Origin of the sequence: Vitreoscilla stercoraria DSM 513, from assembly GCF_000382305.1 — a bacterium.
GTDB lineage: Bacteria > Pseudomonadota > Gammaproteobacteria > Burkholderiales > Neisseriaceae > Vitreoscilla > Vitreoscilla stercoraria.
The window spans coordinates 53,717-80,698 of record NZ_KB908022.1; the positions used below are offsets into that span (position 1 = coordinate 53,717).

Consider the following 26,982-nt stretch of genomic DNA (forward strand, 5'->3'; position numbering starts at 1 on the left):
TGTACTTTAATTTCGATTTAGATATTCAAAATGGTTTACATTTTGCCCATTAAATCAAATAAAAATGAAACTTTGATGCGCATCATTATAAGCATAGAATTTTTTTTTAACTTTGATTTGCCCATGCTACGACCTTATTTACTTGATTTTTTGCTATGAATACAACAAAAAAACAGAATAACGTCATAATGTGGCTATTTTACATCAGTTTTTCGATTTAGGTATTTGATTGCAATAAAAAAACAGCCATCAATGGATGGCTGTTTTTTTATTGCATAAAAAATAATGGCTTAGAATAGAGTACGAATGAGGAAAAACAACGCACCAGCCAACGACATTGCAACTGGAAAGGTAAATAACCATGCCAATAAAATATTGCGAATGGTTGACCATTGTAAGCCTGATTTATTGGCAACAGCAGTACCTGCGACAGCACTAGACAAAATCTGTGTTGTAGAGACCGGTAAGCCTAATAGGTTAGCACCTGCAATACCTAAGGCAGCAGTCAGTTGCGCACAAACGCCTTGGGCATAAGTCATGTGTGATTTACCAATACCTTCACCCACAGTGGTTACTACGCGTTTCCAACCAACCATTGTGCCAACACCCAATGACAAAGCCACAGCGACAATGACCCATAATGGTGCATATTCAACTGGTAAAGAAAAGTCATTGCGAATTTGTTGTAAGTATTGTTTGTCTTCAGCAGACAAATTAGGTAGGGTTGCCAATTGTTTGGCGGTGTTTTCTAAACACAATAAATTAGTACGTAAAGCCCAACGTTGATCGGTCGTAAATTGACTGATTTGGTGGCTACCTGACATCAATTGACGTACGTTTTGACCATAAGTCAGTGCGTCAGCAGGTTGGCAATGTACTTTGCCGGCTTCCACTGCTTTTGTTTCAGCAGGGAAATGTGCTTGAATGGTTGCTTGATTTTGTTCTACAAAAACTTCTAAGCGCTGCACTGATGCCAATGAGCGTTCTAAATCGTATTGGCTGATGTTGGAGTTCACCACAAAATGAGTTGGCAAAATACAAATCAAGGTCAACATGGCCAAGCCAATGCCTTTTTGCCCATCATTTGAGCCATGCGCAAAACTAACACCCATAGCCGACATAATCAATAAAAAACGTGTCCAAAATGGAGGATGTTTTTTACCGCGTACGCCATTGCGTAAATAAGGTGTTTGGTGAATTTTGCCAATAGGTACGACTTTGCGCAATACCGATAACATGATGAAAGCTAATAAGAAACCAGCCAATGGTGAGAATAACAATGAAGCGCCCACATCCATGGCTTTGCTCCAATTGACACCATCTGCAATCGATTGGCCGTCCATCAAAGCATTGGCAACGCCTACGCCCAAAATAGCACCGATTAATGTGTGTGAACTAGAAGCGGGTAAACCAAAATACCAAGTACCCAAATTCCATAAAATAGCGGCAATCAACAAAGAGAAAACCATAGCCAACAATACTTCGGTATTGCCTGAGGCTAATAAGTCAATGGGTAGTAAGTTTACAATTGCATAAGCAACAGCCAAACCACCTAAAACCACACCTAAGAAGTTGAAAATACCTGATGCGATTACCGCATGTACAGGCTTCATAGATTGTGTATAAATGACAGTAGCAACTGCATTGGCAGTGTCGTGGAAGCCGTTGATGAATTCAAAAAAGAAAACCAAACCAAGGGCTAAAAGTAATAATGCCACCATGGTAGGTGACAAGGTAGAAAAAATTTCTAACATAATAAAATTGGATGGACAGAATAATAAGATTGTCGGTCTTTTGTAGTATGACAGTCAAGGAGAAAATTGTAACATAACATATTAATTAAATTATTTTTATTAACGAAAACAAGCGACCTATGACTTCAGGCCGCTTGTAATATAAATTATTGGTTAATACTGTATCAATTAACCAAATTTGCCGGTAATGTAGTCTTCAGTTGCTTTTTCTTTTGGTTTGGTAAAAATCACTTTGGTATCGTCAAACTCGACCATTTCGCCCAAATACATATAAGCGGTGAAATCAGACACGCGAGCTGCTTGTTGCATGTTGTGTGTGACGATGGCAATGGTGTAATCGTTTTTCAATTCGGTGACCAATTCCTCGACCTTGGCTGTTGAAATCGGATCAAGGGCAGAAGTTGGCTCATCCAGTAGCAATACTTCAGGCTTGGTTGCAACGGCACGAGCGATACACAAACGTTGTTGCTGACCACCTGATAAAGAGTTACCAGATTGCTTTAACTTGTCTTTGACTTCTGTCCATAAAGCCGCTTTTTTCAGTGCCCATTCCACACGATCATCCAAATCGCTACGGCTGAGTTTTTCATACAATTTCACACCAAAAGTTACATTGTCATAAATTGACATCGGAAATGGGGTTGGTTTTTGGAATACCATGCCGACTTTGGCACGCAATAAATTCAAATCGACATCTTTACCTAAAATCGATTTGCCTTCTAAAGTCAAACCACCTTCAGCGCGCATGCCGGGATATAAGTCGTACATACGGTTGAATGTGCGCAATAAAGTCGATTTGCCGCAACCAGATGGGCCAATGAAGGCGGTGACTTTTTTCTCTTCAATATCCAAATTGATGTTTTTTAGAGCGTGAAAATCACCGTAGTAAAAGTTAAAGTCTTTTGCAGAAATCTTAGCAGTCATGAAATCAATTCCTAAATCTTAATGTTTGTTCGCACTTTGGCGGCTCAAAAAGCGCGCAGCGATGTTGGCAATCAAAACGGTCAAAGTAATCAACAAAGCTGCCGCCCAAGCCAAACGTTGCCAATCTTGGTAAGGACTCATGGCAAATTGGAAAATAGTGTTAGGCAAATTGGCAATCGGTGCATTCATGTCGGTACTGAAAAATTGGTTGTTCAATGCGGTGTAAAGCAATGGTGCGGTTTCGCCTGAAACCCGTGCAAAAGCCAATAACACACCAGTCAACACGCCTGCTTTGGCTGCACGCAAAGTCACCATTGTGACCAATTTCCATTTTGGCGTACCCAAAGCGTAAGCTGCTTCACGCAAGCTATTTGGTACCAAGCGCAACATGTTTTCGGTGGTGCGAATCACAACTGGAATCACCAGTAAAGACAAAGCCAAAGAACCTGCCCAGCCTGAAAAGTGACCCATAGGTACGACCATCAGACCGTAGATGAACAAACAAATCACGATAGAGGGTGCTGACAATAAAATGTCGTTCATAAAACGGGTAGCAGATGCCAACCATGATTTGCCACCGAACTCGGCCAAATAAATACCGGCCAAGATGCCAATTGGGGTGCCGATGAGCAAACCAAATAAAGTGACCAATAAGCTGCCGACAATGGCATTGCGTAAGCCGCCTTCCATGCCAGCAGGAGGCGTGTTCATGGTGTAGGTGTTGATGTCCAATAAGCCATCTAAACCATTACTGAATAAGGTAATCAAAATCCAAGCCAACCAAAACAAGCCAAAAGCCATGGTGCCCCACGCCATTGCAAGGTTGAATTTGTTGATGAACAGGCGGCGTTTGTATAAGGCGTTATTCATTGGTAATCTCCTAATTAACGACCTTCATGACGCTGCATGCGCAACAACATGACTTTAGAAATGCACAACACAACAAAGGTAATCAAGAACAAAATCAAGCCCAAAAATAACAATGAAGAAACATGTGCTTCATCGACGGCTTCGCCAAATTCATTGGCCAAAGCGGAGGTAATGGATACACCTGAGCTGAATAAGCTGCCTGTAATATTAAAAGTGTTACCGATGACAAAAGTGACGGCCATGGTTTCACCCAAAGCCCGACCCAGACCTAAAATAATGCCGCCAACCACACCCGCTTTGGTATAAGGCAAAACCACATGTCGCATCACTTCCCAAGTCGTGGAACCCAAGCCATAAGCAGATTCTTTTAAGAGGGTAGGGGTGACTTCAAACACATCACGCATCACCGATGCAATGAAAGGGATAATCATGATGGCTAAAATCAAAGCAGCGGTGAATAAGCCAATGCCCATTGGCGCACCTTGGAATAAAGTGCCAATCACTGGTACATCACCTAAATATTGAATCATGTGTGGTTGGACGTGTTCACCAAACCAAGGTGCGAAGACAAATAAACCCCACATGCCATAAATGATAGAAGGTACACCTGCCAATAATTCTACCGCTACGCCTAATGGGCGTTTTAACCAAGAAGGACTTAATTCGGTTAAAAAAATGGCAATACCAAAACTCACAGGAACGGCAACCAATAAAGCAATCACAGATGTGACAAGTGTGCCAAATACGGGTGCTAAAGCACCATAATCAGCGGCAACTGGATCCCAATTTTTGCTGGTTAAAAAGCCCCAGCCAAATTTTTCCATACTTGGCATCGCACCTACAATCAATGTGATCATGATGCCAACCAAGCTTGCCAAGACCAAGAAGGCAAACAGTTTGGTCACATTAACAAAGAGCCAATCCAATTTACGCTGTGTTGCCAGCTTTTGCTGTAAATTACTCATAATGTTTTCGTTCTTTATGAATCAATCATGTTTGTTGCTAAAAAACACAGCCCTTCCTTCAGTTTTTTTGAAGAAAGGGTGTGGTTTTCATGAAGTTTGATTACAAGACAGGTTTGCCATTGGCATCCACAACTTGTTTCCAGCTTTCACGAATCAATGCCTTGGTTTCAGCTGGCAAAGGTACATAGTCCAACTTCACAGAAGCATCATCGCCAGTGTTGTAAGCCCAATCAAAGAAACTCAACGCTGCTTTGGTTTTTTCAGCATCAGCTGGCTTGGTGTGCACCAAGATAAAAGTCGCTGCTGCGATAGGCCATGCATTGGCATCGGCTTGGTCAGTCAAAATCAAACCAAAGCCAGGAACTGAGTTCCAATCCGCTTTGGCCGCAGCTGAGAATGTTTCCAAAGAAGGTTGTACGAAGTTGCCTGCTTTGTTTTTCAAAGACACATGTGACATGTTGTTTTGTTTGGCGTAAGCAAACTCAACATAACCAATCGAGTTTTTCACAGTACGAACAAAATTCGCTACACCTTCATTACCTTTGCCTGCTGTACCCGAATTGCTAGAAGCCGTTGGCCATTTCACGGCATTGGCTGCGCCCACAGTGGTCTTCCACTCAGCTGAGACAGCACTTAAATAATTGGTAAAGTTAAAGCTGGTGCCTGAACCATCAGAACGGAATACTGTGGTGATAGTAGCGTCTGGCAAGTTGATATCAGGATTCAAAGCTTTGATTGCGGCATCGTTCCAATTGGTAATTTGACCCAAATAGATTTTTGCCAAAGTATTGCCATCTAATTTCAATTGACCAGGTTGTATGCCTTCGATGTTCACAATAGGCACAACGCCGCCAATCACAGTTGGAAATTGAATCAAACCATTGTGATCCAAATCTTCTTTGGATAAAGGTGCATCGGTGGCGCCAAAATCGACAGTTTTAGAGTTGATTTGTTTGACACCGCCACTAGAGCCAATAGATTGGTAATTGACTTTGACGCCTGTGGCTGCGTTATAGTCTTGCGCCCATTGCGCGTAAATAGGCTGAGGGAATGAAGCACCCGCGCCTGTGATTGTCACATTGCTGGTAGTGCTAGGAGGTGTTGCACCACCTGCTGATTTCGGTGTCACCGGACCTGAAGATTCCCCGCCGCAAGCTGCCAAGCTCAAAGCACCCAATACAACTGCAGTAGATAACATCAAACGCATGGTTTACCCCGTATTTAATCAATAAATGAATGAAGAAAAATTTTGGTGATTCGCATCAGCTATATTTCAGAATGCTCGCAGTTTACAAAGCAAATGTTTCAGCAGTGTGACAATCGATATAAATGAATAAAAAAGTTACAGGCCGCTTGTAACAAGACGTTTTTGATACATAAGTTGTTTTGGGTCATTTTTCATCATGATTGTGCTAGACGGGCTAGAAGCCACTTGCGTACAATGCGGTCGAAATCTTTTGTGGGGGCAGGATATGACAATTCAAAAATGGGTTTTGGGTAACTGGAAAATGAATGGCCGCTTGGCAACAAATGAAGCATTGTTGTCACAATTGGGTCAAATTGACACGGATGAAAAAGTGGCAGTGGGCGTAGCAGTGCCATCTGTTTATTTGTTACCAAGTTTACAGGCCGCTCAAAATGTTTTAGTAGGCGCAGAAGATGTCAGCCGTTTTGCGGCAGATGGTGCTTATACTGGTGAAGTATCGGCTGCGATATTGGCGGATATTGGTGCACAATTTACCTTGATTGGTCATTCTGAGCGTCGTCAATACTTTGCAGAAGATGAAGCCGTTTTGGCGCAAAAATATGCCAATGCGGTGGCAGCTGGAGTATTGCCCGTGTTGTGTGTGGGTGAAACCTTAGAACAGCGTGAAGCCAATCAAGCTCAAGCGGTTGTTGCTGAGCAATTGTCTTGGTTAAAAGATGCTGTTTTGTTGAATCAAACGGTTTTGGTGGCGTATGAACCTGTGTGGGCAATTGGTACTGGTGTGGTTGCAAGCATCGAACAAATTGCACAAATGCATGCTTTTATTCAAGAGCATGTCTTGTCACTGGTTGGCAATGCTGCTAATATTCGCCTCCTTTACGGCGGTAGTGTGAATGCAGACAATTGTGCCGCCATTTTTGCTGTTGCGCATGTAGACGGTGCCTTAGTAGGTGGCGCGTCTTTGAAAGCCGACAGTTTTGCGAACATTATTACAGCGGCCATTAGTGCTGCGAATTGATGCCATGGAAGCCTTTAAAACCATTATCTTTTTGGTGAACATTTTTTCAGCCTTGGCTGTGATTGTATTGGTATTATTACAACACGGTAAGGGCGCGGATGCTGGTGCTGCGTTTGGTTCTGGCAGTGCACAAGGTGTATTCGGTGCAGCTGGCTCAGCCAACTTTTTAAGTCGTGGTACAGCATTGGCAGCAGTTTTATTTTTTGCTTCTTGCTTGGGTTTAGGCTATTTTTCTGCCAACCAAAGCAGCGGCTTGAATTTTGACCAGCCAGCGCCAACAACGCAAAGCGTGCCAGCGCCTGCTGCGGCACCTGCGACTGGTCAAGTCGTACCAGATTAAACAATTATTGCCGACGTGGTGGAATTGGTAGACACGCCATCTTGAGGGGGTGGTGACCGTAAGGTTGTATGAGTTCGAGTCTCATCGTCGGCACCAAAAATAAAAAAAGACAGCTTTTGAGCTGTCTTTTTTTATTTTTAATTTATGTTTATCTAAATGAAGTGATCTTCAATGAAGTGTGGTTTCCTGTGTATATTACAGGACGCTTTTTAAAAAAATCTAAAAAAATCATAATAGTAATTCAAATAATAATCATTATCAACAACTTATTAACAATATGAATTTATTTGAATTTTTTTAAACCGTTATGGGTTGCTTTTCTGCGATTGCTTAAAATTTAAGCAATAAATGTTAGCATAGGTAAATACCATCAAAATACAAGACTTTAAATCACTGATTTAATTAGATACAATAGATAGGATTATCTTGATTTTCGTTTAGGTCGTACAGCCATGCTAGCGAATTACTTTCCAGTATTACTGTTTATAGTCATCGGCCTTGTTGCTGGTGGCGCGTTCATTACTTTGGGTTCTTTATTGGCCCCAAGTCGTCCATATGAAGAAAAACTCTCTCCTTATGAGTGTGGTTTTGAGGCGTTCGAGAACGCCCGTATGCGATTTGATGTGCGTTATTACCTTGTTGCCATCCTGTTTATTTTGTTCGATTTGGAAGTGGCATTCATGTTCCCTTGGGCTGTTGTGTTCAAGGAATTGGGTGCATTTGGCTTTTGGTCAATGTTGGTCTTCCTTGTCATCCTAACAGTTGGCTTTGTTTATGAGTGGAAAAAAGGCGCTTTGGAATGGGAATAGATGGCGTTTTAGAAAAAGGTTTCATCACCACCAGTGCTGATACCGTTTTGAATTACATGCGTACTGGCTCTATGTGGCCAGTTACTTTTGGTTTGGCTTGTTGTGCCGTTGAAATGATGCATGCCGGTATGGCACGTTATGACTTGGACCGTTTCGGTATTATTTTCCGTCCAAGTCCTCGTCAAGCTGACTTGATGATTGTTGCAGGTACTTTGTGCAACAAAATGGCCCCAGCATTGCGCAAAGTATACGACCAAATGACCGAGCCTCGTTGGGTGGTGTCTATGGGTTCTTGCGCCAATGGTGGTGGTTACTACCATTATTCATACTCTGTGGTGCGCGGTTGTGATCGAGTGGTACCTGTGGACGTTTATGTACCAGGTTGCCCTCCGACATCAGAAGCGTTGATTTATGGTTTATTGCAATTGCAAAACAAAATCAAACGTACGCAAACCATTGCGCGTAACTAAGAGGCAGACGTATGACGAAATTAGAAACTTTACAGGCCGCCTTAAAAGAAGCGTTGGGCGAAAAAATCAGCCACATGAAGGCTGATTTGGGTCGTGTGACGATTGAATGTCGTGCTGCTGATTATTTGGATGTGATGCAAATTTTGCGTGACCATCCAAAATTGCAATTTGAGCAATTGATTGATTTGTGCGGTATGGATTACAGCCAATACCGTGAAGAAGCTTGGGATGGTTTCCGCTTTGCAGCGGTGTCTCAATTATTGTCTGTGGCTTTGAATCAGCGTTTGTGCGTGAAAGTCTTTGCTGAAGACGATGATTTGCCTATCGTGGATTCGGTGACTGCCATTTACAACTCAGCAGATTGGTATGAACGTGAAGCCTTCGATTTGTATGGCATTTTGTTCAACAACCATCCTGACTTGCGTCGCATTTTGACCGATTATGGTTTTGTGGGTCATCCATTCCGCAAAGATTTCCCTATCTCAGGTTACGTAGAAGTGATTTACGATCAAGAACAAGAACGTGTGGTTTACCAACCTGTAACCATTGAGCCGCGTGAGATTACCCCACGCATCGTTCGAGAGGAGCAGTACGGTGGCTAAACTTAGAAATTACACCATTAACTTCGGCCCACAACACCCGTCTGCGCACGGTGTGTTGCGTTTGATTTTGGAACTAGAAGGTGAAACGATCGTTCGTGCGGATCCGCACATCGGTTTGTTGCACCGTGGTACTGAAAAATTAGCCGAAACCCGCACTTTCATTCAAAACTTACCATACATGGACCGCTTGGACTATGTATCGATGATGTGTAATGAACAAGCTTATTGCTTGGCGATTGAAAAAATGGCTGGCATTGAAGTGCCAATTCGTGCGCAATACATCCGTGTGATGTTTGCTGAAATCACCCGTATCTTGAACCATTTGATGAATATTGGTGCACAAGGTTTGGACGTGGGCGCGATGACGGTGATTTTGTATTGCTTCCGTGAACGCGAAGATTTGATGGACATGTACGAGGCTGTTTCTGGCGCACGTTTACATGCCGCTTATTTCCGTCCAGGTGGTGTGTACCGTGATTTGCCTGATTTCATGCCTAAGTATGAAAGCAACAAATTCCACAGTGCCAAGCAATTGAAACAAATGAACCAAGCGCGTGAAGGCTCTTTGTTAGATTTCATCGAAGACTTTACCAACCGTTTCCCAGCGTGTGTGGACGAGTATGAAAACTTGTTGACCGACAACCGTATTTGGAAGCAGCGTTTGGTGAATATTGGTGTGGTAACGCCTGAACGTGCTTTGAACAAAGGTTTCACGGGCGTGATGTTGCGTGGTTCTGGCATTGAATGGGATGTGCGTAAAACGCAACCTTACGATGTTTATGCCAATATGGATTTCGACATTCCTGTAGGTGTTAATGGTGATTGTTACGACCGTTACTTGTGCCGTATCCAAGAAATGCGCGAATCTAACAAAATCATCAAACAGTGTATCCAATGGTTGCGTGCAAACCCAGGTCCTGTGATTACCCAAGACCATAAATTTGCGCCGCCTAGCCGTGTTTCGATGAAAGAAAACATGGAAGAGTTGATTCACCACTTTAAATTCTTTACCGAAGGCATGCACATTCCTGAAGGCGAGATTTATGTGGGTACTGAACATCCTAAAGGTGAGTTTGGTGTGTATGTGGTGTCTGATGGCGCTAACAAACCATACCGTTTAAAAATCCGTGCACCTGGTTTTGCACACTTGCAAGGTATTGATGAGATGTCACGCGGTCACATGATTTCTGACGTGGTGGCGATTATCGGTACCCAAGACATCGTATTTGGGGAGGTTGACCGATAATGTTGTCAGCTGAATCGTTAAAACAAATTGACTTTGAATTGGCCAAATACCCGAAAGAACGCAATCGTTCTGCCATTATGGGTGCATTGCGCATTGCGCAAGTAGAATTGGGCTATTTGTCTGTTGAAACCATCGACTACGTGGCTGAATATGTAGGCATTCCTGCAGCTCAGGCTTTGGAAGTGGCGACTTTCTACAATATGTACGACCTGAAACCTGTTGGCGCACAAAAAATTACTGTGTGTACCAATTTGCCGTGCGCTTTGCGTGGCGGTATGGCTGCTGGTGAGTATTTGAAAGAGAAATTGGGCATTGGCTATGGTGAAACCTCAGCTGATGGCAAATTCACTTTGGTAGAAGGCGAATGCATGGGTGCTTGCGGTGATGCGCCAGTGTTGATTGTAAACAATCACAAAATGTGCAGCTTCATGACCAAAGACGCAATTGATGCAAAATTGGCAGAGTGGGGTGTGAAGTAATGGCTATTTTTAAATCTGGTGTGATTTTCAATGGCGTTGATACTCAAGATCCTAACTGTTGGACTTTGGAATCATATGTTGCTCGCGGTGGTTATGAGGGCTTGAAAAAATTGTTGAGTACCGGCATGACTCAAGACGACGTGATTTCTGAAGTGAAAGCTTCAGGTTTACGTGGTCGTGGTGGTGCAGGTTTCCCAACCGGCCTGAAATGGAGTTTCATGCCGCGTTCGTTCCCTGGTGAAAAATACGTCGTTTGTAATACAGACGAAGGTGAGCCAGGTACGTTCAAAGACCGTGATATCATGAAATACAACCCACATGCCTTGATTGAAGGCATGATCATTGCCGGTTTTGCAATGGGTGCGGTTGCAGGTTACAACTATGTTCACGGTGAAATCTTTGAAGACTATGAGCGCTTTGAAGAAGCCTTGGAGCAAGCACGCGTTGCGGGTTTCTTAGGCAAAAACATTTTGGGTTCAGAGTTCAGCTTTGAATTGTATGCTCACCATGGTTATGGCGCTTACATTTGTGGTGAAGAAACGGCATTGTTGGAATCTTTAGAAGGTAAAAAAGGCCAACCACGTTTCAAACCACCATTCCCTGCTTCATTTGGTTTGTATGGCAAACCAACCACCATCAACAATACCGAAACATTTGCTTCTGTGCCATTCATCGTTCGTGATGGTTCAGGCAGCTTCAATCAATTTGGTTTGGAAAACAACTTCGGTACCAAATTGTTCTCGGTTTCAGGCCACGTTGAGCGTCCAGGCAACTATGAAGTGCCATTGGGTACACCATTTTCTGTGTTGTTAGAGATGTGTGGTGGCATGAAAGATGGTCGCAAATTGAAAGCTGTGATTCCGGGCGGTTCATCTTCTCCTGTGATTCCAGGTGATGTGATGATGCAAACCAATATGGATTACGATTCGATTGCCAAAGCAGGCTCGATGTTGGGTTCTGGTGCCGTGATTGTGATGGGTGAAGACGTTTGCATGGTGAAGGCTTTGGAACGTTTGTCTTATTTTTATTTTGAAGAATCTTGTGGTCAATGTACCCCTTGCCGTGAAGGCACAGGTTGGTTGTATCGCATTGTTCATCGAATTGAAAATGGTGAAGGCCGTCCTGAAGATTTGGCTTTGTTGGATTCAGTGGGTAATCAAATGGCGGGTAAAACCATTTGTGCTTTGGCGGATGCTGCTGTGATGCCAGTTCAAGGCATGATGAAGCATTTCCGTGATGAGTTTGAATACCACATTGAACACAAAAAGTGTAAATGCAACCACGAATGGTGCTAAGGCCCGTGTGAAATAGGATTACCTAATATATGTTACAGATTGAAATTGATGGTAAGGAATTATCGGTAGAGCAGGGCAGCACAGTTATTGAAGCTGCTTTGAAATCCGGTACCTATATTCCGCATTTTTGCTACCACAAAAAATTATCAGTTGCTGCCAACTGCCGCATGTGCTTGGTAGAAGTTGAAAAACAACGCAAACCGTTGCCAGCTTGTGCAACGCCAGTGACCGATGGCATGAAAGTATTCACGCAATCGAAAGTGGCGAAAGATGCGCAAAAAGGCGTGATGGAATTCTTGTTGATTAACCACCCATTGGATTGCCCAATTTGCGACCAAGGTGGTGAGTGTCAATTACAAGACTTGTCTGTAGGCTATGGTAAAACCAGCAGTCGCTACGAAGAAGACAAACGTTCTGTTGTTGGCAAAGACATGGGTCCATTGGTGTCTGCTGCTGAGATGTCACGTTGTATTCACTGTACCCGTTGTGTGCGCTTTACTGATGAAGTGGCAGGCTGGCAAGAATTGGCAATGACCAATCGCGGTGAGTTCTCAACGATTGAGCCGATGCGTGGCGCGACTTTGGAAACAGAGTTGTCAGGCAACGTCATTGATTTGTGCCCAGTAGGCGCTTTGACCAGCAAACCATTCCGTTATGACGCTCGTTCTTGGGAATTGTCACGTCGTAAATCGATTTCGGCACATGACGCTTTGGGTTCTAACTTGATTGTTCAAGTGAAATCTCATGTGGTACGTCGTGTCTTGCCTTTGGAAAATGAAGCTGTGAACGAATGCTGGTTGTCAGACCGTGACCGCTTTGCTTACGAAGGCTTGAATCATGCTGATCGTTTGGGTGTTCCAATGATTAAACATGGTGGTGAATGGCATGAAACCGATTGGTCAACTGCGTTGGAATACGTTGCCAAAGGTTTGCGTGGCGTTTCTGCCGATCATGGTGCTGATGCAATATCGATTTTCGCCAATGCCAATAGCACAGTAGAAGATTTGTATTTGGCCAAACAATTGGCGCAAGGCTTAGGTGTGAACAGTATTGACACACGCATGCGTCAACAAGACTTCAATTTAGATGCTGCCCAACAAGGCGCATTGTGGTTGGGTCAAAGCTTGGTTGATTTTGCAGCCAGCGATGCCGTATTGGTAGTCGGTGCAGATTTGCGTCAAGAGCAACCTTTATTGACAGCTCGCATTCGTGCAGCGGTTAAAGAAGGTATGAGCTTGAGCGTGTTGGGTTCGGCAGAGCAAGTATTGCGCATGCCAGCTGCTCAACAAGTATCGCATCCTTACGCTTGGGTGGATGTTTTGGCTCAATTGGCGGCACCAGCTGCAGATGCTTCAGAATTCATTTTGAGTACAGCCAAACAATTGTTGGATGGTGAAAAAGTCAGCATCGTTTTGGGTGCTGAAGCCATGAACCATCCACAGTTTGCGCAAATCTATGCCGCAGCTCAAAGCTTGGCACAAGCAACAGGTGCTACTTTGGGTTTATTGCCACAAGCTGCAAACAGCGTGGGTGCTGACTTGTTAGGCTTTAAAGCCAAAGCAGGTGCAGTGAATCCTGTTAGTGCTTTGAATGGCAGCCAAAAAGCGGTGATGTTGCTCAACATCGAACCTGATATGGATTGGGCTGGTAGTGAGGCGACTCGCCAAGCATTGTTAAAAGCACAAACTGTGATTGCTTTGACACCTTATCAAAGTGAAGCTTTGCGTGAAGTGGCTGATGTGATGTTACCTGTGGCGCCATCAACAGAAACTTCAGGCAGCTTTGTTAGCATGGAAGGTCGTTTGCAAAGTTTCCATGGTGTGGTGAAAGCTTACGCACAATCTCGTCCAACTTGGAAAGTCTTGCGTGTATTGGGCAATCAGTTGGGTTTAAAAGGTTTTGATTACACCTCTAGCGAAGAAGTTTTGGTACGTTCTGGTTTGAACAGCGATACTATCGCCAGTCAATTGAACAACCAAGTGAAACAAGTGAATCCTGTACAAACTTTACAGGCCGCTTCTTTGGTTCGTGTGGGTGGTGTGGGCATTTACCAAACTGATTCTGTGGTACGTCGCTCATTGCCATTGCAAGCAACAGTGCACGCACAAGTGCCAACGGCTTTGGTTCATCCAAATACTTTGGCGGCATTGCAATTGAGTGATGCTGCACAAGCTGTGGTGAAATCGGCTCAAGCACAAGTGATTGTGGCATTGCAAGCAGATGCAAGCGTGGCTGAAAATGTGGTGTCTTTGACATTACATCCACAAAACAAAGCGTTGGGTGCCATGATGAACACAATTGAATTGGTTAGAGGATAATCATGGAAGCTTGGTTTATTGGTTTATTAGGTCCAACTTGGGGCTTTGTGGTTTCATCGTTGGCTAAAATCGTCATCATTTTGGCACCGCTGATTTTGTGCGTTGCCTATATGACGTATTTTGAACGTAAAGTCATTGGTTTCATGCAATTGCGCGTGGGTCCAAATGTGACTGGTCCGTTTGGTTTGATTCAGCCTTTTGCCGACGTGGTGAAATTGTTGATGAAAGAAATCATTCGCCCAACTTTGGCTAATAAAGGTTTGTTCTTGTTGGCGCCAGTGTTGTCATTGATGCCAGCATTTGCCGCTTGGGCAGTGATTCCATTTTCACCAGATTGGTTTTTGACCAATGTAGATGCAGGTTTACTTTATATCATGGCTATCACCTCTTTCGGTGTCTATGGTGTGATTATCGCAGGTTGGGCATCTAACTCTAAATACGGTTTCTTGGGTGCAATGCGTTCTTCTGCGCAAATCATCTCTTATGAAATCGCAATGGGTTTTGCATTGGTTGGTGTGGTGATGGTTACAGGCAGCTTGAACTTTGTGGAGATTGTGAACCAACAAGGTCAAGGCATTGCAGGTGGTTCAGTATTGTCTTGGAACTGGTTGTCTTTATTCCCATTGTTTGTGGTGTATTTGATTTCAGGTGTCGCCGAGACCAACCGTGCACCATTTGACGTGGCCGAAGGTGAGTCTGAGATTGTGGCAGGTTTCCACGTTGAATACTCAGGCATGGCATTTGCCTTGTTCTTCTTGGCTGAATACATCAACATGATTTTGATTGCAGCTTTAACTGCTTTGTTGTTCTTAGGCGGTTGGTTGTCTCCATTCCCAGCAAGTTGGGGCATTATTGGTGCTGCCAGTCCTGTATGGATGTTCATCAAAATGGCGATGGTTTTGTACAGCTTCTTATGGTTCCGTGCAACCTTCCCGCGTTACCGTTACGACCAAATCATGCGTTTGGGTTGGAAAGTATTCATTCCTGTAACTTTAGTGGCGGTCATTTTGTTGGGCGCATGGATGATTTCTCCATGGTCACTGTGGTAAGGAATAAGAGAGTAGAGCAATGGCTAATTTAGTTAAATCATTTTTATTGACAGAGCTTCTCAAGGGTATGTCGATTACGTTGAAAAACTTCTTTTCACCGAAATTGACTTTGATGTTCCCTGAAGAAACCACGCCACAGTCAGTTCGTTTCCGTGGTTTGCATGCACAACGTCGTTATCCAAATGGTGAGGAACGTTGTATTGCATGTAAATTGTGTGAGGCGGTTTGTCCTGCCATGGCCATTTCGATTGAGTCAGAAAAACGTGAAGATGGTACACGCCGTACCACTCAATACGACATCGACTTGACCAAATGTATTTTCTGCGGTTTCTGTGAAGAAGCTTGTCCAGTGGATGCAATTGTTGAGACGCACATCCTTCAATACCATGGTGAAAAACGCGGTGATTTGTATTACACCAAACCGATGTTGTTAGCAGTAGGTGATCGCTATGAAGAAGAGATTGCCCAACGCAAAGCAGCTGACGCGCCATATCGTTAAGGGAAGATCATGTTTCAAACAGTCTTATTTTATATTTTTGCAGCTGTGGTTTTGTTCGGTGCGGTGCAAACTGTCACTACCAAAAGTCCAGTTCATGCAACCTTGTACTTGGTATTGACCTTCTGTACCAGTGCGTTGTTGTGGATGCTAATGCAGGCCGAATTCTTGGGCATTGTATTGGTATTGGTTTATGTCGGTGCGGTGATGGTGTTGTTCCTCTTTGTGGTGATGATGCTGAACATCGACGTCGAAGAAATGCGAGCGGGTTTTTGGAAAAACTTGCCAGTATCAGGTACGGTAGGTGCTTTATTGGCCATCGTGTTGATTTTGGCATTGATTGATCCTAAAACCAATTTGGCTGCATTTGGTGCGATGGAAACCATTCCTGCTGATTACAGCAATGTTCGTGAATTAGGCCGTGAAATGTACACCACTTACTTGTTGCCATTTGAATTGGCGGCGGTATTGTTGGTATTGGGTATGGTTGCTGCGATTGCATTGACCCATCGTCCAAACAAAAATCCACGTTATATTGATCCAGCTGATCAAGTTAAAGTACAAGCCAAAGATCGTATGCGTTTGGTTAAAATGAAGCCACAAGTCGAAGATGCGGCAGAAGCAGACGCAGACAACACAGAGGTGAAATCATGATTTCGATTACTCATTATCTAGTTTTAGGTGCCTTGTTGTTTGGCGTCAGCGCCATGGGTATTTTCATGAACCGTAAAAACGTCTTGGTCATCTTGATGTCGATTGAGTTGATGTTGTTGGCGGTGAATTTTAACTTTGTGGCTTTTTCACAGTATCTCGGCGACATTGCAGGTCAAGTGTTCGTATTTTTCATCTTGACTGTGGCTGCGGCAGAAGCTGCAATTGGTTTGGCTATTTTGGTATTGATTTACCGTAATCGTCAAAGCATTAACGTACGAGATTTGGACAGCCTGAAGGGCTAACATTCACCCAAGAAGAAATCAATCATTATGGATAAAATGAGTTTATATTTAGTGATTGCCCTTGCCCCGCTGGTAGGTTCGATACTGGCGGGTATCTTTGGCAAGGCAATCGGCCGCAAAGGTGCCCATATCGTGACGATTTTGGGCGTGGCCATTTCATTTGTGCTGTCTTGTGACGTCTTGTACGACTTCTGGACAGGCAAAGGTCAAGTCTTTGACCAAAACCTCTACACATGGTTGACCATGGGTGGTATTGATTTTGGCATTGGCTTTTTAGTAGACAGTTTGACTGCGTTGATGTTGGTGGTGGTAACGAGCGTATCTTTGATGGTACACATTTATACCATTGGCTATATGAGCGAAGATGATGGCTACCAACGCTTTTTCTCTTACATTTCATTGTTTACATTCTCAATGTTGATGTTGGTGATGAGTAACAACTTTGTACAGTTGTTCTTCGGTTGGGAAGCTGTAGGTTTGGTGTCTTATTTGTTGATTGGTTTTTACTTCAATCGTGATACGGCAATTTTCGCCAACTTGAAAGCATTCTTGGTTAACCGTGTTGGTGACTTTGGCTTTGTTTTGGGTATTGCTTTGGTATTGGCTTACTTCGGTGGCAGCTTGCACTACGGTGATGTGTTTGCCGCAGCGCCTGCATTGAAAGATGCAACTATTCAATTGATTCCAGGTGTGGAATGGTCTTTGATGACTGTGACTTGCTTGTTGTTATTTGTTGGTGCGATGGGTAAATCTGCACAGTTTCCATTGCATGTTTGGTTGCCAGACTCAATGGAAGGCCCAACGCCAATTTCGGCATTGATTCACGCGGCAACGATGGTAACGGCAGGCATCTTCATGGTGTCACGTATGTCACCATTGTATGAAATGTCGACTGTGGCATTGAATACCATCATTGTGATTGGTTCGATTACTGCGTTGTTCATGGGTTTCTTAGGTTTGATTCAAACCGATATCAAACGTGTAGTGGCTTACTCTACATTGTCACAATTGGGTTACATGACGGTTGCTTTGGGCGTTTCTGCTTATTCAATCGCAATGTTCCACGTGATGACGCATGCATTCTTTAAAGCATTGTTGTTCTTAGCGGCAGGTTCTGTGATCATTGGTATGCACCACGATCAAGACATGCGTAACATGGGTGGCTTGCGTAAATACATGCCAATTACCCACATTACCATGTTGCTAGGTTCATTGGCTTTGATTGGTACACCGTTTTTCTCAGGTTTCTATTCAAAAGATTCGATTATTGAAGCGGTGCATGCATCGACTTTGCCAGCAGCAGGTTTTGCTTATGTTGCGTTGATCATTTCTGTGTTTGTGACTGCTTTGTACTGTTTCCGTCAATATTTCATGGTTTTCTGGGGCAAAGAGCGTTGGCGCGAACACAAAGCTGACCACCATGATCATCATGATGACCACGGTCACCATCATGGTTTGACACCAGATCAAAACCCACACGAAAGCCCATGGGTTGTGACATTGCCATTGGTATTGTTAGCGATTCCATCTGTGTTGGCAGGTTACTTGATTGACCATTTTGTGTATGGCGATTTCTTTAAAGGTGTAATTTACAACAACTTGGAAGCACATCCTGCAATGGGTGTGATGGCAGAGCATTTCCACGGTTGGTGGGCAATGACTTTGCATGGTTTGTTGGCATTACCCGTGATTTTGTCAGCTTTGGGTGTTTTGACAGCTTGGTTCTTGTATATCAAAGCGCCACACATTCCTGCCAAAATTGTTAGCAATATTCAGCCAATTTACAAATTGTTGGAAAACAAATATTTCTTGGACGATATCTATTTTGCAGTGTTTGCCAAAGGTTCACGTGCTTTGGGTACTTTGTTCTGGAAAGTAGGCGACAGCTTCTTGATTGACAACTGCATCGTAAATGGCAGTGCCAAATTAGTGGGCTTGATTGCCAGCGGTGTACGTCGTTTCCAAACCGGTTTTGTTTATACCTACGCAACAGCCATGGTATTCGGTGTGTTGGTATTGGCTGTGTACTGGTTGAAACCATTGATTTTGGGTTAATCAATTTGAATTGGGTTATTTAGGCTAATAATATGTTAGATCATTTACTAAGTTTGGCAATTTGGGTTCCCATCATCGCTGGTATCATCGTGGCGTTGGTTGGCTCAAATGGCGCGCGCGCCAATATTGCGCGCTGGGTAGCCTTGGTGGGAGCCATTGCTGGTTTCTTGGTGACCTTGCCTCTATTCAGCGGTTTCGACCGTTTGAATGGTGGCATGCAGTTTGTCGAGTTTGCCAGCTGGATTCCAGCATTGGGTTTGAACTACCATTTGGGTGTTGATGGTATTTCTGTTTTGTTTGTGATTTTGAATGCGTTTACAACCATTTTGGTTGTAATGGCTGGCTGGCAGGTGATTCAAAAACAACCTGCACAGTATTTTGCTGCGTTCTTAATCATGTCTGGTTTGATTAACGGTGCGTTTGCAGCGTTGGATGCCATTTTATTCTATGTGTTCTTTGAGGGCATGTTGATTCCGATGTACTTAATCATCGGTGTATGGGGTGGTGCTCGTCGTGTTTACGCTTCGATCAAATTCTTCTTGTACACTTTGTTGGGTTCGTTGTTGATGTTGGTGGCTTTGGTTTACTTGTCACGCATGGCAGGCAGTTTCGCCATCTTGGACATGCAAGCCATTCCACAAATTGCACAAACCACGCAAATTTTGATTTTCATCGCATTCTTCATGTCGTTTGCAGTAAAAGTACCAATGTGGCCTGTACACACTTGGTTGCCTGATGCTCACGTGGAAGCACCTACTGGTGGTTCTATGGTATTGGCTGCAATCACATTGAAAATCGGTGCGTATGGTTTCTTGCGTTTTATATTGCCTATCGTTCCTGATGCTGCACGTTTCTTTGCTCCTGTCATCATTGTGTTGTCTTTGATTGCTGTGGTGTATGTGGGTATGGTGGCTTTGGTACAAACCGATATGAAAAAATTGGTGGCTTATTCTTCGATTAGCCACATGGGTTTTGTAACTTTGGGTATGTTCTTGTTTGTGAACGGTTACTTGAATGATTGGGGCTTGAAAGGCGCCATCATGCAAATGATTTCTCACGGCTTCGTATCTGCTGCAATGTTTATGTGTATCGGTGTGATGTATGACCGCATGCACACACGTAATATTGCCGATTACGGTGGTGTTGTGAACACCATGCCTAAATTTGCTGCGTTCATGATGTTGTTTGCCATGGCCAATGCAGGCTTGCCTGCTACGTCTGGTTTCATCGGTGAATTCATGGTCATCATGGGTGCGACCGAGTACAACTTCTGGGTAGGTATGTTGGCTGCCACCACTTTGATTTTCGGTGCTGCTTATACTTTGTGGATGTACAAACGTGTGATTTTTGGTGCGATTGCCAACGAAGAAGTGCGTCAGTTAAAAGACGTCAATGGTCGTGAATTGCTGATCTTATCGATTTTGGCTGCGGCTGTATTGGGAATGGGTATTTATCCTGAGCCGTTTATTGCGGTAGTGCATCAAGCGGCCAATACCTTAATTGAACAAGTCGCACAAAGCAAAATTTAAGGACGTATTGAATGAATTGGGCAGAATTAAATTTAACTCCCGCTATACCTGAAATCACACTCTTGTGTGCTTTGGGTGTAGTGTTGCTGGTTGACTTGTTTTTGACAGACCGCCAACGTGGCATCACTTACGCTTTGAGCTTGGTGAGTGTGGCTTTGGTTGCAGCGGTTCAGTTGGCAATATGGCAAGGTCAACCTGCTGAAGCGTTTAACAACTTGTTTGTGAACGACGGCATTTCTCAAGTTGCCAAATTGATGATGTATTTGGGCGTGTTTTTAGTGTTCATTTACAGCCGCAATTACTTGGCCAACCGTGACATCTTCAAAGGTGAGTTTTACACCTTGACCTTGTTCGCCTTGTTGGGCATGAACATCATGGTGTCAGCGAACCACTTCTTGACCTTGTATGTGGGTTTGGAATTGTTGTCGTTGGCGATGTATGCGATGGTGGCTTTGCGTCGTGACAACTTGCAAGCGACTGAAGCGGCCTTAAAATACTTTGTATTGGGTGCTTTGGCTTCTGGTTTGTTGTTATACGGTATTTCGTTTGTATATGGCGCAACGGGTCATTTGCAATTGAATGCGGTATTGGGCGCATTGCAAGGTAGCGATGTTAACCCTTGGTTGATGACTTTGGGCTTAATCTTCATCGTGGTAGGCGTGGCGTTCAAATTGGGCGTGGTACCATTCCACATGTGGGTACCAGACGTTTACGAAGGTGCACCAACTGCAGTGACTGCTTTTATCGGTTCTGCACCTAAAATTGCAGCGACTGTGTTTGCATTCCGTATTGTCGGTACTGGCTTGCCAACATTGGCTGAAGACTGGAGCCAAATGTTTGCTTTGTTGGCGGTGGCTTCATTGTTCGTCGGTAACTTGGCAGCCATCATGCAAACCAACATCAAACGTATGTTGGCTTACTCAACCGTTTCGCACATGGGTTTTGTGATGTTGGCCTTCTTGGGCGGCTTCCAAAACGGTGGTTATGCAGCGGCTTTGTATTACAGCATTGTTTACATGTTGACTGGTTTGGTAGCATTTGGCGTGTTGATGGCTTTGTCTAACAAAGAACATGAATGCGAAAAAATCAGCGATTTGGCTGGTTTGAACCAAAAAAGCCCATTCTTGGCATTGATGATGTTGTTGGCGATGTTCTCTATGGCAGGTATCCCACCATTAATGGGTTTTTACGCCAAATTAAGCGTGTTGCAAGCTTTGGTTGCTACTGGCGGCGCTTACTTGTGGGTGGCTGTATTTGCAGTAGTGATGTCATTGATTGGCGCATTCTATTACTTGCGCGTGGTTAAAGTGATGTATTTTGACGAACCAGAAAATGACATCAAAGGCGATATGCGTGCTGATGCCATCGTATTCTTGGGCTTGAACGGTTTGGCCTTGTTGGTGTTGGGCATCTTGCCAACATCAGTGGTTGAGTGGTGTGTACGCGCTTTGCAAATGACTTTGTAATTCTCAGCTTCGCATTGAACAAAACGGCAGCCTTTAAGGTTGCCGTTTTTGTATGAGGAATAAATATGACAGTTGCCATGTGGGTTTTGCTGTTGATTGCCATAGTGTGTGCCAATAGTCCATTTTTAACTACTAAATGGTTTGGCATTAAAACCGTTGCACGTAAACATTTTGGTCATCATGTGTTGGAATGGATGACAGGTTTGGTATTGGTCGCTGCTTTGGCTTATGTTTTTGAGGCGCAAACAGGACCTGTACATCAGCAAGGCTGGGAGTTTTTCGTGATTGCCATTACTTTATATGCGGTATTGGCATTTCCTGCTTTGGTGTGGCGTTATTTTTGGAATGTTAAAAGCCCTGATTGAGTGTGTCCTGTAAACGGTGTGAGCTTATATGGTTTGTTGAAATCCATTATAAAAGCGTCCTGTAACCTTACAGGACGCTTTTTAAAGCTTCATACCATCTTGGATTAATACCAATGGGCTTCGCCTTCAGGGCGGGTTTTAAAGCGTTTGTGCAGCCAAAAATATTGTGCAGGCTGTTCGCGCACGCGCGCTTCAATAAAATCGTTCATCCGCTGTGTATCAGCCACCACATCTTCGGATGGAAAATGTTCCCAAGCAGGATAAAAACGCAATTCAAACGTACCATCATTTAAACGCGTCGGAATGGCAGGGATAACTTTGGCGCCTGTCATTTGTGCAATGCGTGACAAACCTGTGATGGTGGCGGTTTGTTGACCAAAAAAGTCTACAAAAATGGAGTCTTTGGCACCAAAATCTTGGTCAGGCAAATACAAAAATGGTGCATCAGGACGCTTGCGCATCATGCGGATTAAACCACGCAAACCTTCTTGGCGTGCCACCAAAAACACATTGTCAAAGCGGTGGCGACCGACACGGATTTGTTCGTCTAAGGCTTGGTTTTTTTGATGCCCATACATGCTGACCAAAGGTACATCTTGGTTAAGTTTGTATACTGCCATTTCAAAAGCGGTGAAATGTGGGTATAGCAAAATCACTTTTTCGCCGCGCTCTAACACCTCATCCAAATGGTGTTTGTCCACATAGCGCACCAATTGTTGCAGGCGCTCAGCTTTGCCATACCAACACACGCCATATTCCAAAATCAAACATGCCATGTGATAAAAATGGTCTTTTAAAATACGATCACGCTCGGTTTGTGACAGTTCAGGATAGCATTTAGCCAAATTGATTTGACCCACTTTGCGGCGAGGTTTGACCAAGTAATAACACAAACGTCCCACCACACGAGCCAACAAATGAATGGCTTGGATAGGAAGCAGTTGTAATACATATAAAAATGCAAAAGCAGCACGCATAATTAATCTTTCAGGACGCTTGAAGGTTTGGGTTCTGCACCCGCAGGGGTTTTAAAACGGTTGTAACTGAATAAATATTGTTGTGGAAATATGCGAATTAATTTTTCGACATTGTCATTAATTATTTGAACATTTTCCAATTTATCCCGTCCTATCTTGCCTTCTAGAGGATAAACATGCAAATCAAAGCCTTGGCCGTTGGGTAAACGCTCACCGACAAAGAACAAAGTGGCGACATCTGACATTTGCGCTAGGCGAGCCGCAAGCGTCATAGAATAAGCGTCTTGACCAAAAAACTTAGCCCAAACACCATCACCGCCTGTGGGCACTTGGTCGGGTAAGACTATGGTGGCTTCTTTATTTTTTAAGGCTTTTAAAATGATTTTGACCCCTTGAGCATTGGCAGGAGCGGTGCGACCTTGGTCGCGTTCACGCCCTGATTGCATGATGGGTTCTAGCCATGACAATTTGGGTGGTCGGTACATGGCGGTCAATGGGAATGGCAAACGTTCAGAAATGAAACGTCCTGCCAAATCATAGCTGCCAATGTGAGGCGTGATGAACAGCAAGCCTTTGTCTTGGGCAATGGCCGCTTCAACATGTTCCCAACCGTGAACTTGTCGAAACAATTTGACCACATCTTGTGAATCACGACACCATGCAATCGGCAATTCCAAACCCGATTTGGCGGTTTCTTGCAGTGTTGATTTGACTAGGCAGTTAATACTTTGATAGTCTTCATTGATTTGACTGATGCGGATGTTTTCTTGAGTGCGGGCGCGTGTTTTCGCGCTGACATAAAAAGTCAACGAACCGAGCAATGTTCCGAGAAAATGCAAAATGGGCAGTGGTAAAGCTGCAAAAAATCGAAAAATCAGCCGAAGCAATAGTTGCATGGGTGTGATCACTTGTAAAAGCAAAGTGGTCATTTTAACACAGGCAAGCTAACAGTTTTTGAATACGAAAGAAGCACAATGGGCGAATATTTATTTACTTCAGAATCGGTTTCTGAAGGTCATCCAGACAAAGTGGCAGACCAAATTTCCGATGCGATTTTGGATGCGATTTTAGAACAAGATCCGACGGCACGCGTGGCAGCGGAAACCTTGGTGAACACAGGTTTGGCCGTTTTAGCTGGCGAAGTGACCACCACAGCAGTGGTCGACTATATCAAGGTGGCACGTCAGACCATTACTGAAATTGGTTACAACAGCTCTGAATTGGGTTTTGATGCCAATGGTTGTGCGGTTTTGGTGGGTTACGATCAGCAATCTCCCGATATCGCTCAAGGTGTGAACGAAGGTGAAGGCATTGATTTGGACCAAGGCGCGGGTGACCAAGGTTTGATGTTTGGTTATGCGTGTGATGAAACCGATACTTTGATGCCATTTGCTATTTATTATTCTCATCGCTTGATGCAACGCCAAAGCGAAGTGCGTAAAAATGGCATATTGCCTTGGTTGCGTCCTGATGCCAAAGCCCAATTAACCGTGGTGTATGACCAAAAAACAGGTCAAGTCAAACGCATCGACACCGTGGTTTTGTCAACGCAACACAATCCTGAAATCGATTACGATACATTGAAACAAGCAGTGATTGAACACATCATCAAGCCTGTATTGCCAGCTGATATGTTGACGGACGAAACCAAATACTTGATTAATCCTACAGGCCGCTTTGTGATTGGTGGTCCTCAAGGCGATTGTGGTTTAACAGGTCGTAAAATTATTGTGGATACATACGGTGGTGCGGCACCTCACGGTGGTGGCGCATTCTCAGGTAAAGATCCTACCAAAGTAGACCGTTCAGCCGCTTACGCAGGTCGTTATGTGGCGAAAAACATTGTTGCGGCAGGCTTGGCAAAACAATGTCAAATTCAAGTTTCATATGCCATCGGTGTGGCTGAGCCAACTTCTATCAGTGTGGACACATTTGGTACTGGTGTGATTTCTGAAGCACGTTTGATTGAATTGGTGCGTGAGCATTTTGATTTGCGTCCTAAAGGCATTGTGAAAATGTTGGATTTGTTGCGTCCGATTTACCGTAAAACCGCAGCTTATGGTCACTTCGGTCGTGAAGAACCTGAATTCACTTGGGAAAAAACCGACAAAGCAGCGGCATTGCGCGCGGCAGCTGGTTTGTAATCTGTAGTTTGTTTGAGTATAAAAGCCACACGGTTTGAGTGTGGCTTTTTGCATATGAAGCGTCCTGTAAAGGACTGTGATGCGGTATTAAATGGTTAGATTGTTAATTATGGTTAATTTTAAACAGATTCTTACCATCAAAACCCAAGTTTTTTTTAATCTTGGGCAGATTGTTTACAATTAATTATTCATTTTGAAATGAATTACCTTTCTTGTGAATGAATATTGCGAAAGTGTGGATTTATTGCATTTAAATTGGCATGATATTGCTGATAATAAATACCATGTAGCAGAAAGAGAAGTTTTCATGTCAGCATCTACCACACAATCACAAGAGGCGCAGCCTCAAAACTCCAAAGCTCGGGTTTTGATGGCGAGCTTGATTGGTACCACCATTGAGTTTTACGATTTTTACATCTATGCCACTGCGGCAGTATTGGTTTTCCCAAAATTATTTTTCCAACAAGGTGATCCAACTTCGGCATTATTGCAATCGTTTGCCACATTTGCGATTGCCTTTTTTGCTCGTCCAATTGGCTCGGCAATTTTTGGTCACTTTGGTGACCGTGTGGGTCGTAAAGCGACATTGGTAGCGGCTTTGTTGACCATGGGTATTTCAACCGTGGTCATTGGTTTATTACCAACGTATGCACAAGTGGGCATTTTGGCACCGTTGTTATTGGCTTTGTGTCGCATGGGTCAAGGCTTGGGCTTGGGTGGTGAGTGGAGTGGTGCGGTATTGATGGCGACAGAAAATGCGCCTGAAGGCAAACGTGCTTGGTATGGTATGTACCCACAATTGGGTGCGCCTATTGGTTTTATTTTGTCAGCCAGCTCATTTTTATTGTTGGGTCATTTTTTGACTGATGAACAGTTTTTTGCTTGGGGCTGGCGTGTGCCGTTCATTGCTTCGGCATTGTTGGTATTCATGGGTTTGTACATTCGTTTGAAATTGCATGAAACGCCAGCATTCCAAAAAGTTTTGGACAGCAAAAAAGACGTGAAAGTCCCATTCACAGAAGTGTTTAAAAATCATTTCCGTACTTTGGTATTGGGTACGATTGCGGGTATTTGTACATTCGTATTGTTTTACTTAATGACGGTTTATGCTTTGACTTGGGGTACTTCGCCTGATGGTGGCAATTATCCGCGCGCAGTGTTCTTAGAGTGGCAATTGTGGGCGATTTTGTGTTTTGCTTTGTTCATTCCTGTGTCTGCCATCATGGCTGAAAAAATGGGTCGCAAAGCCACATCCATGCTGGTATGTGCCATTTGTATCGTATTTGGTTTCTTCTTCCAACCGTTGTTGGCTTCAGGCAATCCTGTGGCAGTGATTGCATTTTTGTGCATTGGTTTGGGTTTGATGGGTTTGACTTACGGTCCAATTGGTACGGTGTTGTCTGAAATTTTTCCAACTTCAGTACGCTACACTGGTTCTGCTTTGACATTTAATTTGGCCAGTATTTTAGGTGCATCGTTTGCACCATTTATCGCAGCGAAATTGAATGCCACATATGGCTTGGAATATGTTGGTTATTATTTGTCGATTGCATCGTTCATTTCTTTGGTGGCATTTTTCTTGTTGAAAGAAACCAAAACAGAAGATGTGAACAATCAAATGTAATCATCATATGATTTAAGAAAGCGA

General features: G+C 43.7%; 26 protein-coding genes and 1 tRNA gene. 20 read left to right on the plus strand and 7 right to left on the minus strand.

Going from position 1 to position 26,982, the window contains the following annotated elements; translation table 11 throughout:
• Window positions 1–290 precede the first annotated feature (290 nt).
• From H150_RS0104750 to pstS, 5 genes are all read right to left on the minus strand, one after another.
• Window positions 291–1,754, minus strand: a complete 1,464-nt coding sequence (locus H150_RS0104750; RefSeq protein WP_019957909.1) for an inorganic phosphate transporter — start codon at window positions 1,752–1,754, stop codon at window positions 291–293.
• A gap of 168 nt (window positions 1,755–1,922) precedes the next feature.
• Window positions 1,923–2,678 carry a phosphate ABC transporter ATP-binding protein PstB gene (pstB, locus tag H150_RS15085; RefSeq protein WP_019957910.1) on the minus strand — a complete coding sequence of 252 codons (756 nt, stop codon included), beginning with the start codon at window positions 2,676–2,678 and terminating at the stop codon, window positions 1,923–1,925.
• Between the two features lie 18 nt (window positions 2,679–2,696).
• Window positions 2,697–3,548 (minus strand): phosphate ABC transporter permease PstA, encoded by an 852-nt coding sequence (gene pstA / locus H150_RS15090; RefSeq protein ID WP_019957911.1) that lies wholly within the window; start codon window positions 3,546–3,548, stop codon window positions 2,697–2,699.
• A 14-nt stretch (window positions 3,549–3,562) separates the two neighbouring features.
• Window positions 3,563–4,513: a phosphate ABC transporter permease subunit PstC gene (pstC, locus tag H150_RS0104765; protein WP_019957912.1), complete on the minus strand. Its 951-nt coding sequence runs from the start codon at window positions 4,511–4,513 to the stop codon at window positions 3,563–3,565.
• Window positions 4,514–4,613: 100 nt separating this feature from the next.
• Window positions 4,614–5,720, minus strand: coding sequence for a phosphate ABC transporter substrate-binding protein PstS (pstS, locus tag H150_RS0104770; RefSeq protein ID WP_019957913.1), 1,107 nt, complete (start codon window positions 5,718–5,720; stop codon window positions 4,614–4,616).
• 265 nt (window positions 5,721–5,985) lie between these two features.
• On the opposite strand from pstS, the gene tpiA reads away from it, so the two are divergent.
• From tpiA to H150_RS0104860, 18 genes are all read left to right on the plus strand, one after another.
• Window positions 5,986–6,738 carry a triose-phosphate isomerase gene (gene tpiA / locus H150_RS0104775; RefSeq protein WP_019957914.1) on the plus strand — a complete coding sequence of 251 codons (753 nt, stop codon included), beginning with the start codon at window positions 5,986–5,988 and terminating at the stop codon, window positions 6,736–6,738.
• 4 nt (window positions 6,739–6,742) lie between these two features.
• Window positions 6,743–7,078, plus strand: coding sequence for a preprotein translocase subunit SecG (gene secG / locus H150_RS0104780; protein WP_019957915.1), 336 nt, complete (start codon window positions 6,743–6,745; stop codon window positions 7,076–7,078).
• Between the two features lie 9 nt (window positions 7,079–7,087).
• A tRNA-Leu gene (locus tag H150_RS0104785) sits at window positions 7,088–7,174 on the plus strand.
• Between the two features lie 356 nt (window positions 7,175–7,530).
• Window positions 7,531–7,887, plus strand: a complete 357-nt coding sequence (locus H150_RS0104790; protein WP_019957916.1) for an NADH-quinone oxidoreductase subunit A — start codon at window positions 7,531–7,533, stop codon at window positions 7,885–7,887.
• Entirely contained in the window at window positions 7,878–8,357 is a 480-nt protein-coding gene (locus H150_RS0104795) for a NuoB/complex I 20 kDa subunit family protein (RefSeq protein WP_019957917.1), read from the plus strand. Before H150_RS0104790 ends, H150_RS0104795 begins: the two co-directional genes overlap by 10 nt.
• 11 nt (window positions 8,358–8,368) lie before the next feature.
• Window positions 8,369–8,959, plus strand: a complete 591-nt coding sequence (locus H150_RS0104800; RefSeq protein WP_019957918.1) for an NADH-quinone oxidoreductase subunit C — start codon at window positions 8,369–8,371, stop codon at window positions 8,957–8,959.
• A complete protein-coding gene (locus H150_RS0104805) occupies window positions 8,952–10,205 on the plus strand; it encodes an NADH-quinone oxidoreductase subunit D (protein ID WP_019957919.1) in 1,254 nt (417 codons plus the stop codon). Before H150_RS0104800 ends, H150_RS0104805 begins: the two co-directional genes overlap by 8 nt.
• Entirely contained in the window at window positions 10,205–10,684 is a 480-nt protein-coding gene (gene nuoE / locus H150_RS0104810; RefSeq protein WP_019957920.1) for an NADH-quinone oxidoreductase subunit NuoE, read from the plus strand. Before H150_RS0104805 ends, nuoE begins: the two co-directional genes overlap by 1 nt.
• Window positions 10,684–11,979: an NADH-quinone oxidoreductase subunit NuoF gene (gene nuoF, locus H150_RS0104815; RefSeq protein ID WP_019957921.1), complete on the plus strand. Its 1,296-nt coding sequence runs from the start codon at window positions 10,684–10,686 to the stop codon at window positions 11,977–11,979. Before nuoE ends, nuoF begins: the two co-directional genes overlap by 1 nt.
• A 29-nt stretch (window positions 11,980–12,008) precedes the next feature.
• Window positions 12,009–14,297: an NADH-quinone oxidoreductase subunit NuoG gene (gene nuoG, locus H150_RS0104820; RefSeq protein WP_019957922.1), complete on the plus strand. Its 2,289-nt coding sequence runs from the start codon at window positions 12,009–12,011 to the stop codon at window positions 14,295–14,297.
• A gap of 2 nt (window positions 14,298–14,299) precedes the next feature.
• Window positions 14,300–15,346 (plus strand): NADH-quinone oxidoreductase subunit NuoH, encoded by a 1,047-nt coding sequence (nuoH, locus tag H150_RS0104825; protein WP_019957923.1) that lies wholly within the window; start codon window positions 14,300–14,302, stop codon window positions 15,344–15,346.
• 19 nt (window positions 15,347–15,365) lie between these two features.
• The gene (gene nuoI / locus H150_RS0104830) at window positions 15,366–15,845 is read left to right on the plus strand and encodes an NADH-quinone oxidoreductase subunit NuoI (RefSeq protein ID WP_019957924.1); all 480 of its coding nucleotides are present in this window, start codon (window positions 15,366–15,368) and stop codon (window positions 15,843–15,845) included.
• 9 nt (window positions 15,846–15,854) lie between these two features.
• The gene (locus H150_RS0104835) at window positions 15,855–16,496 is read left to right on the plus strand and encodes an NADH-quinone oxidoreductase subunit J (RefSeq protein ID WP_019957925.1); all 642 of its coding nucleotides are present in this window, start codon (window positions 15,855–15,857) and stop codon (window positions 16,494–16,496) included.
• Window positions 16,493–16,798 carry an NADH-quinone oxidoreductase subunit NuoK gene (gene nuoK, locus H150_RS0104840; RefSeq protein WP_019957926.1) on the plus strand — a complete coding sequence of 102 codons (306 nt, stop codon included), beginning with the start codon at window positions 16,493–16,495 and terminating at the stop codon, window positions 16,796–16,798. The genes H150_RS0104835 and nuoK overlap by 4 nt, the downstream gene beginning before the upstream one ends.
• A gap of 27 nt (window positions 16,799–16,825) precedes the next feature.
• Entirely contained in the window at window positions 16,826–18,853 is a 2,028-nt protein-coding gene (gene nuoL / locus H150_RS0104845; protein WP_019957927.1) for an NADH-quinone oxidoreductase subunit L, read from the plus strand.
• Between the two features lie 32 nt (window positions 18,854–18,885).
• On the plus strand, window positions 18,886–20,382 hold the full coding sequence (locus H150_RS0104850; RefSeq protein WP_019957928.1) for an NADH-quinone oxidoreductase subunit M: 1,497 nt from the start codon (window positions 18,886–18,888) through the stop codon (window positions 20,380–20,382).
• Window positions 20,383–20,393: 11 nt separating this feature from the next.
• Window positions 20,394–21,848, plus strand: coding sequence for an NADH-quinone oxidoreductase subunit NuoN (nuoN, locus tag H150_RS0104855; protein ID WP_019957929.1), 1,455 nt, complete (start codon window positions 20,394–20,396; stop codon window positions 21,846–21,848).
• Window positions 21,849–21,913: 65 nt separating this feature from the next.
• Window positions 21,914–22,213, plus strand: a complete 300-nt coding sequence (locus H150_RS0104860) for a DUF2818 family protein (protein WP_019957930.1) — start codon at window positions 21,914–21,916, stop codon at window positions 22,211–22,213.
• A 104-nt stretch (window positions 22,214–22,317) separates the two neighbouring features.
• On the opposite strand, the gene H150_RS0104865 is transcribed toward H150_RS0104860, so the two are convergent.
• Entirely contained in the window at window positions 22,318–23,190 is an 873-nt protein-coding gene (locus tag H150_RS0104865) for a lipid A biosynthesis lauroyl acyltransferase (RefSeq protein ID WP_019957931.1), read from the minus strand.
• 2 nt (window positions 23,191–23,192) lie between these two features.
• Window positions 23,193–24,086, minus strand: a complete 894-nt coding sequence (locus H150_RS0104870; protein WP_026353483.1) for a lysophospholipid acyltransferase family protein — start codon at window positions 24,084–24,086, stop codon at window positions 23,193–23,195.
• 78 nt (window positions 24,087–24,164) lie between these two features.
• Here H150_RS0104870 and metK point away from each other — a divergent pair, with 78 nt between their 5' ends.
• Together metK and H150_RS0104880 are read left to right on the plus strand one after the other, a co-directional pair.
• Window positions 24,165–25,334 (plus strand): methionine adenosyltransferase, encoded by a 1,170-nt coding sequence (metK, locus tag H150_RS0104875; RefSeq protein ID WP_019957933.1) that lies wholly within the window; start codon window positions 24,165–24,167, stop codon window positions 25,332–25,334.
• 307 nt (window positions 25,335–25,641) lie between these two features.
• Window positions 25,642–26,958 carry an MFS transporter gene (locus tag H150_RS0104880; protein ID WP_026353484.1) on the plus strand — a complete coding sequence of 439 codons (1,317 nt, stop codon included), beginning with the start codon at window positions 25,642–25,644 and terminating at the stop codon, window positions 26,956–26,958.
• Window positions 26,959–26,982: the final 24 nt, after the last annotated feature.

What these genes read in the sequence shown, in the direction of transcription:
- H150_RS0104835 (WP_019957925.1), top strand. Translation starts at nt 15,855, where the DNA reads ATGTTTCAAACAGTCTTATTTTATATTTTTGCAGCTGTGGTTTTGTTC.
- nuoF (WP_019957921.1), top strand. Translation starts at nt 10,684, where the DNA reads ATGGCTATTTTTAAATCTGGTGTGATTTTCAATGGCGTTGATACTCAA.
- nuoL (WP_019957927.1), top strand. Translation starts at nt 16,826, where the DNA reads ATGGATAAAATGAGTTTATATTTAGTGATTGCCCTTGCCCCGCTGGTA.
- pstC (WP_019957912.1), bottom strand. Translation starts at nt 4,513, where the DNA reads ATGAGTAATTTACAGCAAAAGCTGGCAACACAGCGTAAATTGGATTGG.
- nuoH (WP_019957923.1), top strand. Translation starts at nt 14,300, where the DNA reads ATGGAAGCTTGGTTTATTGGTTTATTAGGTCCAACTTGGGGCTTTGTG.
- H150_RS0104795 (WP_019957917.1), top strand. Translation starts at nt 7,878, where the DNA reads ATGGGAATAGATGGCGTTTTAGAAAAAGGTTTCATCACCACCAGTGCT.
- nuoN (WP_019957929.1), top strand. Translation starts at nt 20,394, where the DNA reads ATGAATTGGGCAGAATTAAATTTAACTCCCGCTATACCTGAAATCACA.
- pstA (WP_019957911.1), bottom strand. Translation starts at nt 3,548, where the DNA reads ATGAATAACGCCTTATACAAACGCCGCCTGTTCATCAACAAATTCAAC.
- nuoG (WP_019957922.1), top strand. Translation starts at nt 12,009, where the DNA reads ATGTTACAGATTGAAATTGATGGTAAGGAATTATCGGTAGAGCAGGGC.
- tpiA (WP_019957914.1), top strand. Translation starts at nt 5,986, where the DNA reads ATGACAATTCAAAAATGGGTTTTGGGTAACTGGAAAATGAATGGCCGC.
- H150_RS0104800 (WP_019957918.1), top strand. Translation starts at nt 8,369, where the DNA reads ATGACGAAATTAGAAACTTTACAGGCCGCCTTAAAAGAAGCGTTGGGC.
- H150_RS0104860 (WP_019957930.1), top strand. Translation starts at nt 21,914, where the DNA reads ATGACAGTTGCCATGTGGGTTTTGCTGTTGATTGCCATAGTGTGTGCC.
- metK (WP_019957933.1), top strand. Translation starts at nt 24,165, where the DNA reads ATGGGCGAATATTTATTTACTTCAGAATCGGTTTCTGAAGGTCATCCA.
- nuoE (WP_019957920.1), top strand. Translation starts at nt 10,205, where the DNA reads ATGTTGTCAGCTGAATCGTTAAAACAAATTGACTTTGAATTGGCCAAA.
- H150_RS0104870 (WP_026353483.1), bottom strand. Translation starts at nt 24,086, where the DNA reads ATGCAACTATTGCTTCGGCTGATTTTTCGATTTTTTGCAGCTTTACCA.
- H150_RS0104750 (WP_019957909.1), bottom strand. Translation starts at nt 1,754, where the DNA reads ATGTTAGAAATTTTTTCTACCTTGTCACCTACCATGGTGGCATTATTA.
- pstS (WP_019957913.1), bottom strand. Translation starts at nt 5,720, where the DNA reads ATGCGTTTGATGTTATCTACTGCAGTTGTATTGGGTGCTTTGAGCTTG.
- H150_RS0104790 (WP_019957916.1), top strand. Translation starts at nt 7,531, where the DNA reads ATGCTAGCGAATTACTTTCCAGTATTACTGTTTATAGTCATCGGCCTT.
- secG (WP_019957915.1), top strand. Translation starts at nt 6,743, where the DNA reads ATGGAAGCCTTTAAAACCATTATCTTTTTGGTGAACATTTTTTCAGCC.
- nuoI (WP_019957924.1), top strand. Translation starts at nt 15,366, where the DNA reads ATGGCTAATTTAGTTAAATCATTTTTATTGACAGAGCTTCTCAAGGGT.
- nuoK (WP_019957926.1), top strand. Translation starts at nt 16,493, where the DNA reads ATGATTTCGATTACTCATTATCTAGTTTTAGGTGCCTTGTTGTTTGGC.
- pstB (WP_019957910.1), bottom strand. Translation starts at nt 2,678, where the DNA reads ATGACTGCTAAGATTTCTGCAAAAGACTTTAACTTTTACTACGGTGAT.
- H150_RS0104880 (WP_026353484.1), top strand. Translation starts at nt 25,642, where the DNA reads ATGTCAGCATCTACCACACAATCACAAGAGGCGCAGCCTCAAAACTCC.
- H150_RS0104850 (WP_019957928.1), top strand. Translation starts at nt 18,886, where the DNA reads ATGTTAGATCATTTACTAAGTTTGGCAATTTGGGTTCCCATCATCGCT.
- H150_RS0104865 (WP_019957931.1), bottom strand. Translation starts at nt 23,190, where the DNA reads ATGCGTGCTGCTTTTGCATTTTTATATGTATTACAACTGCTTCCTATC.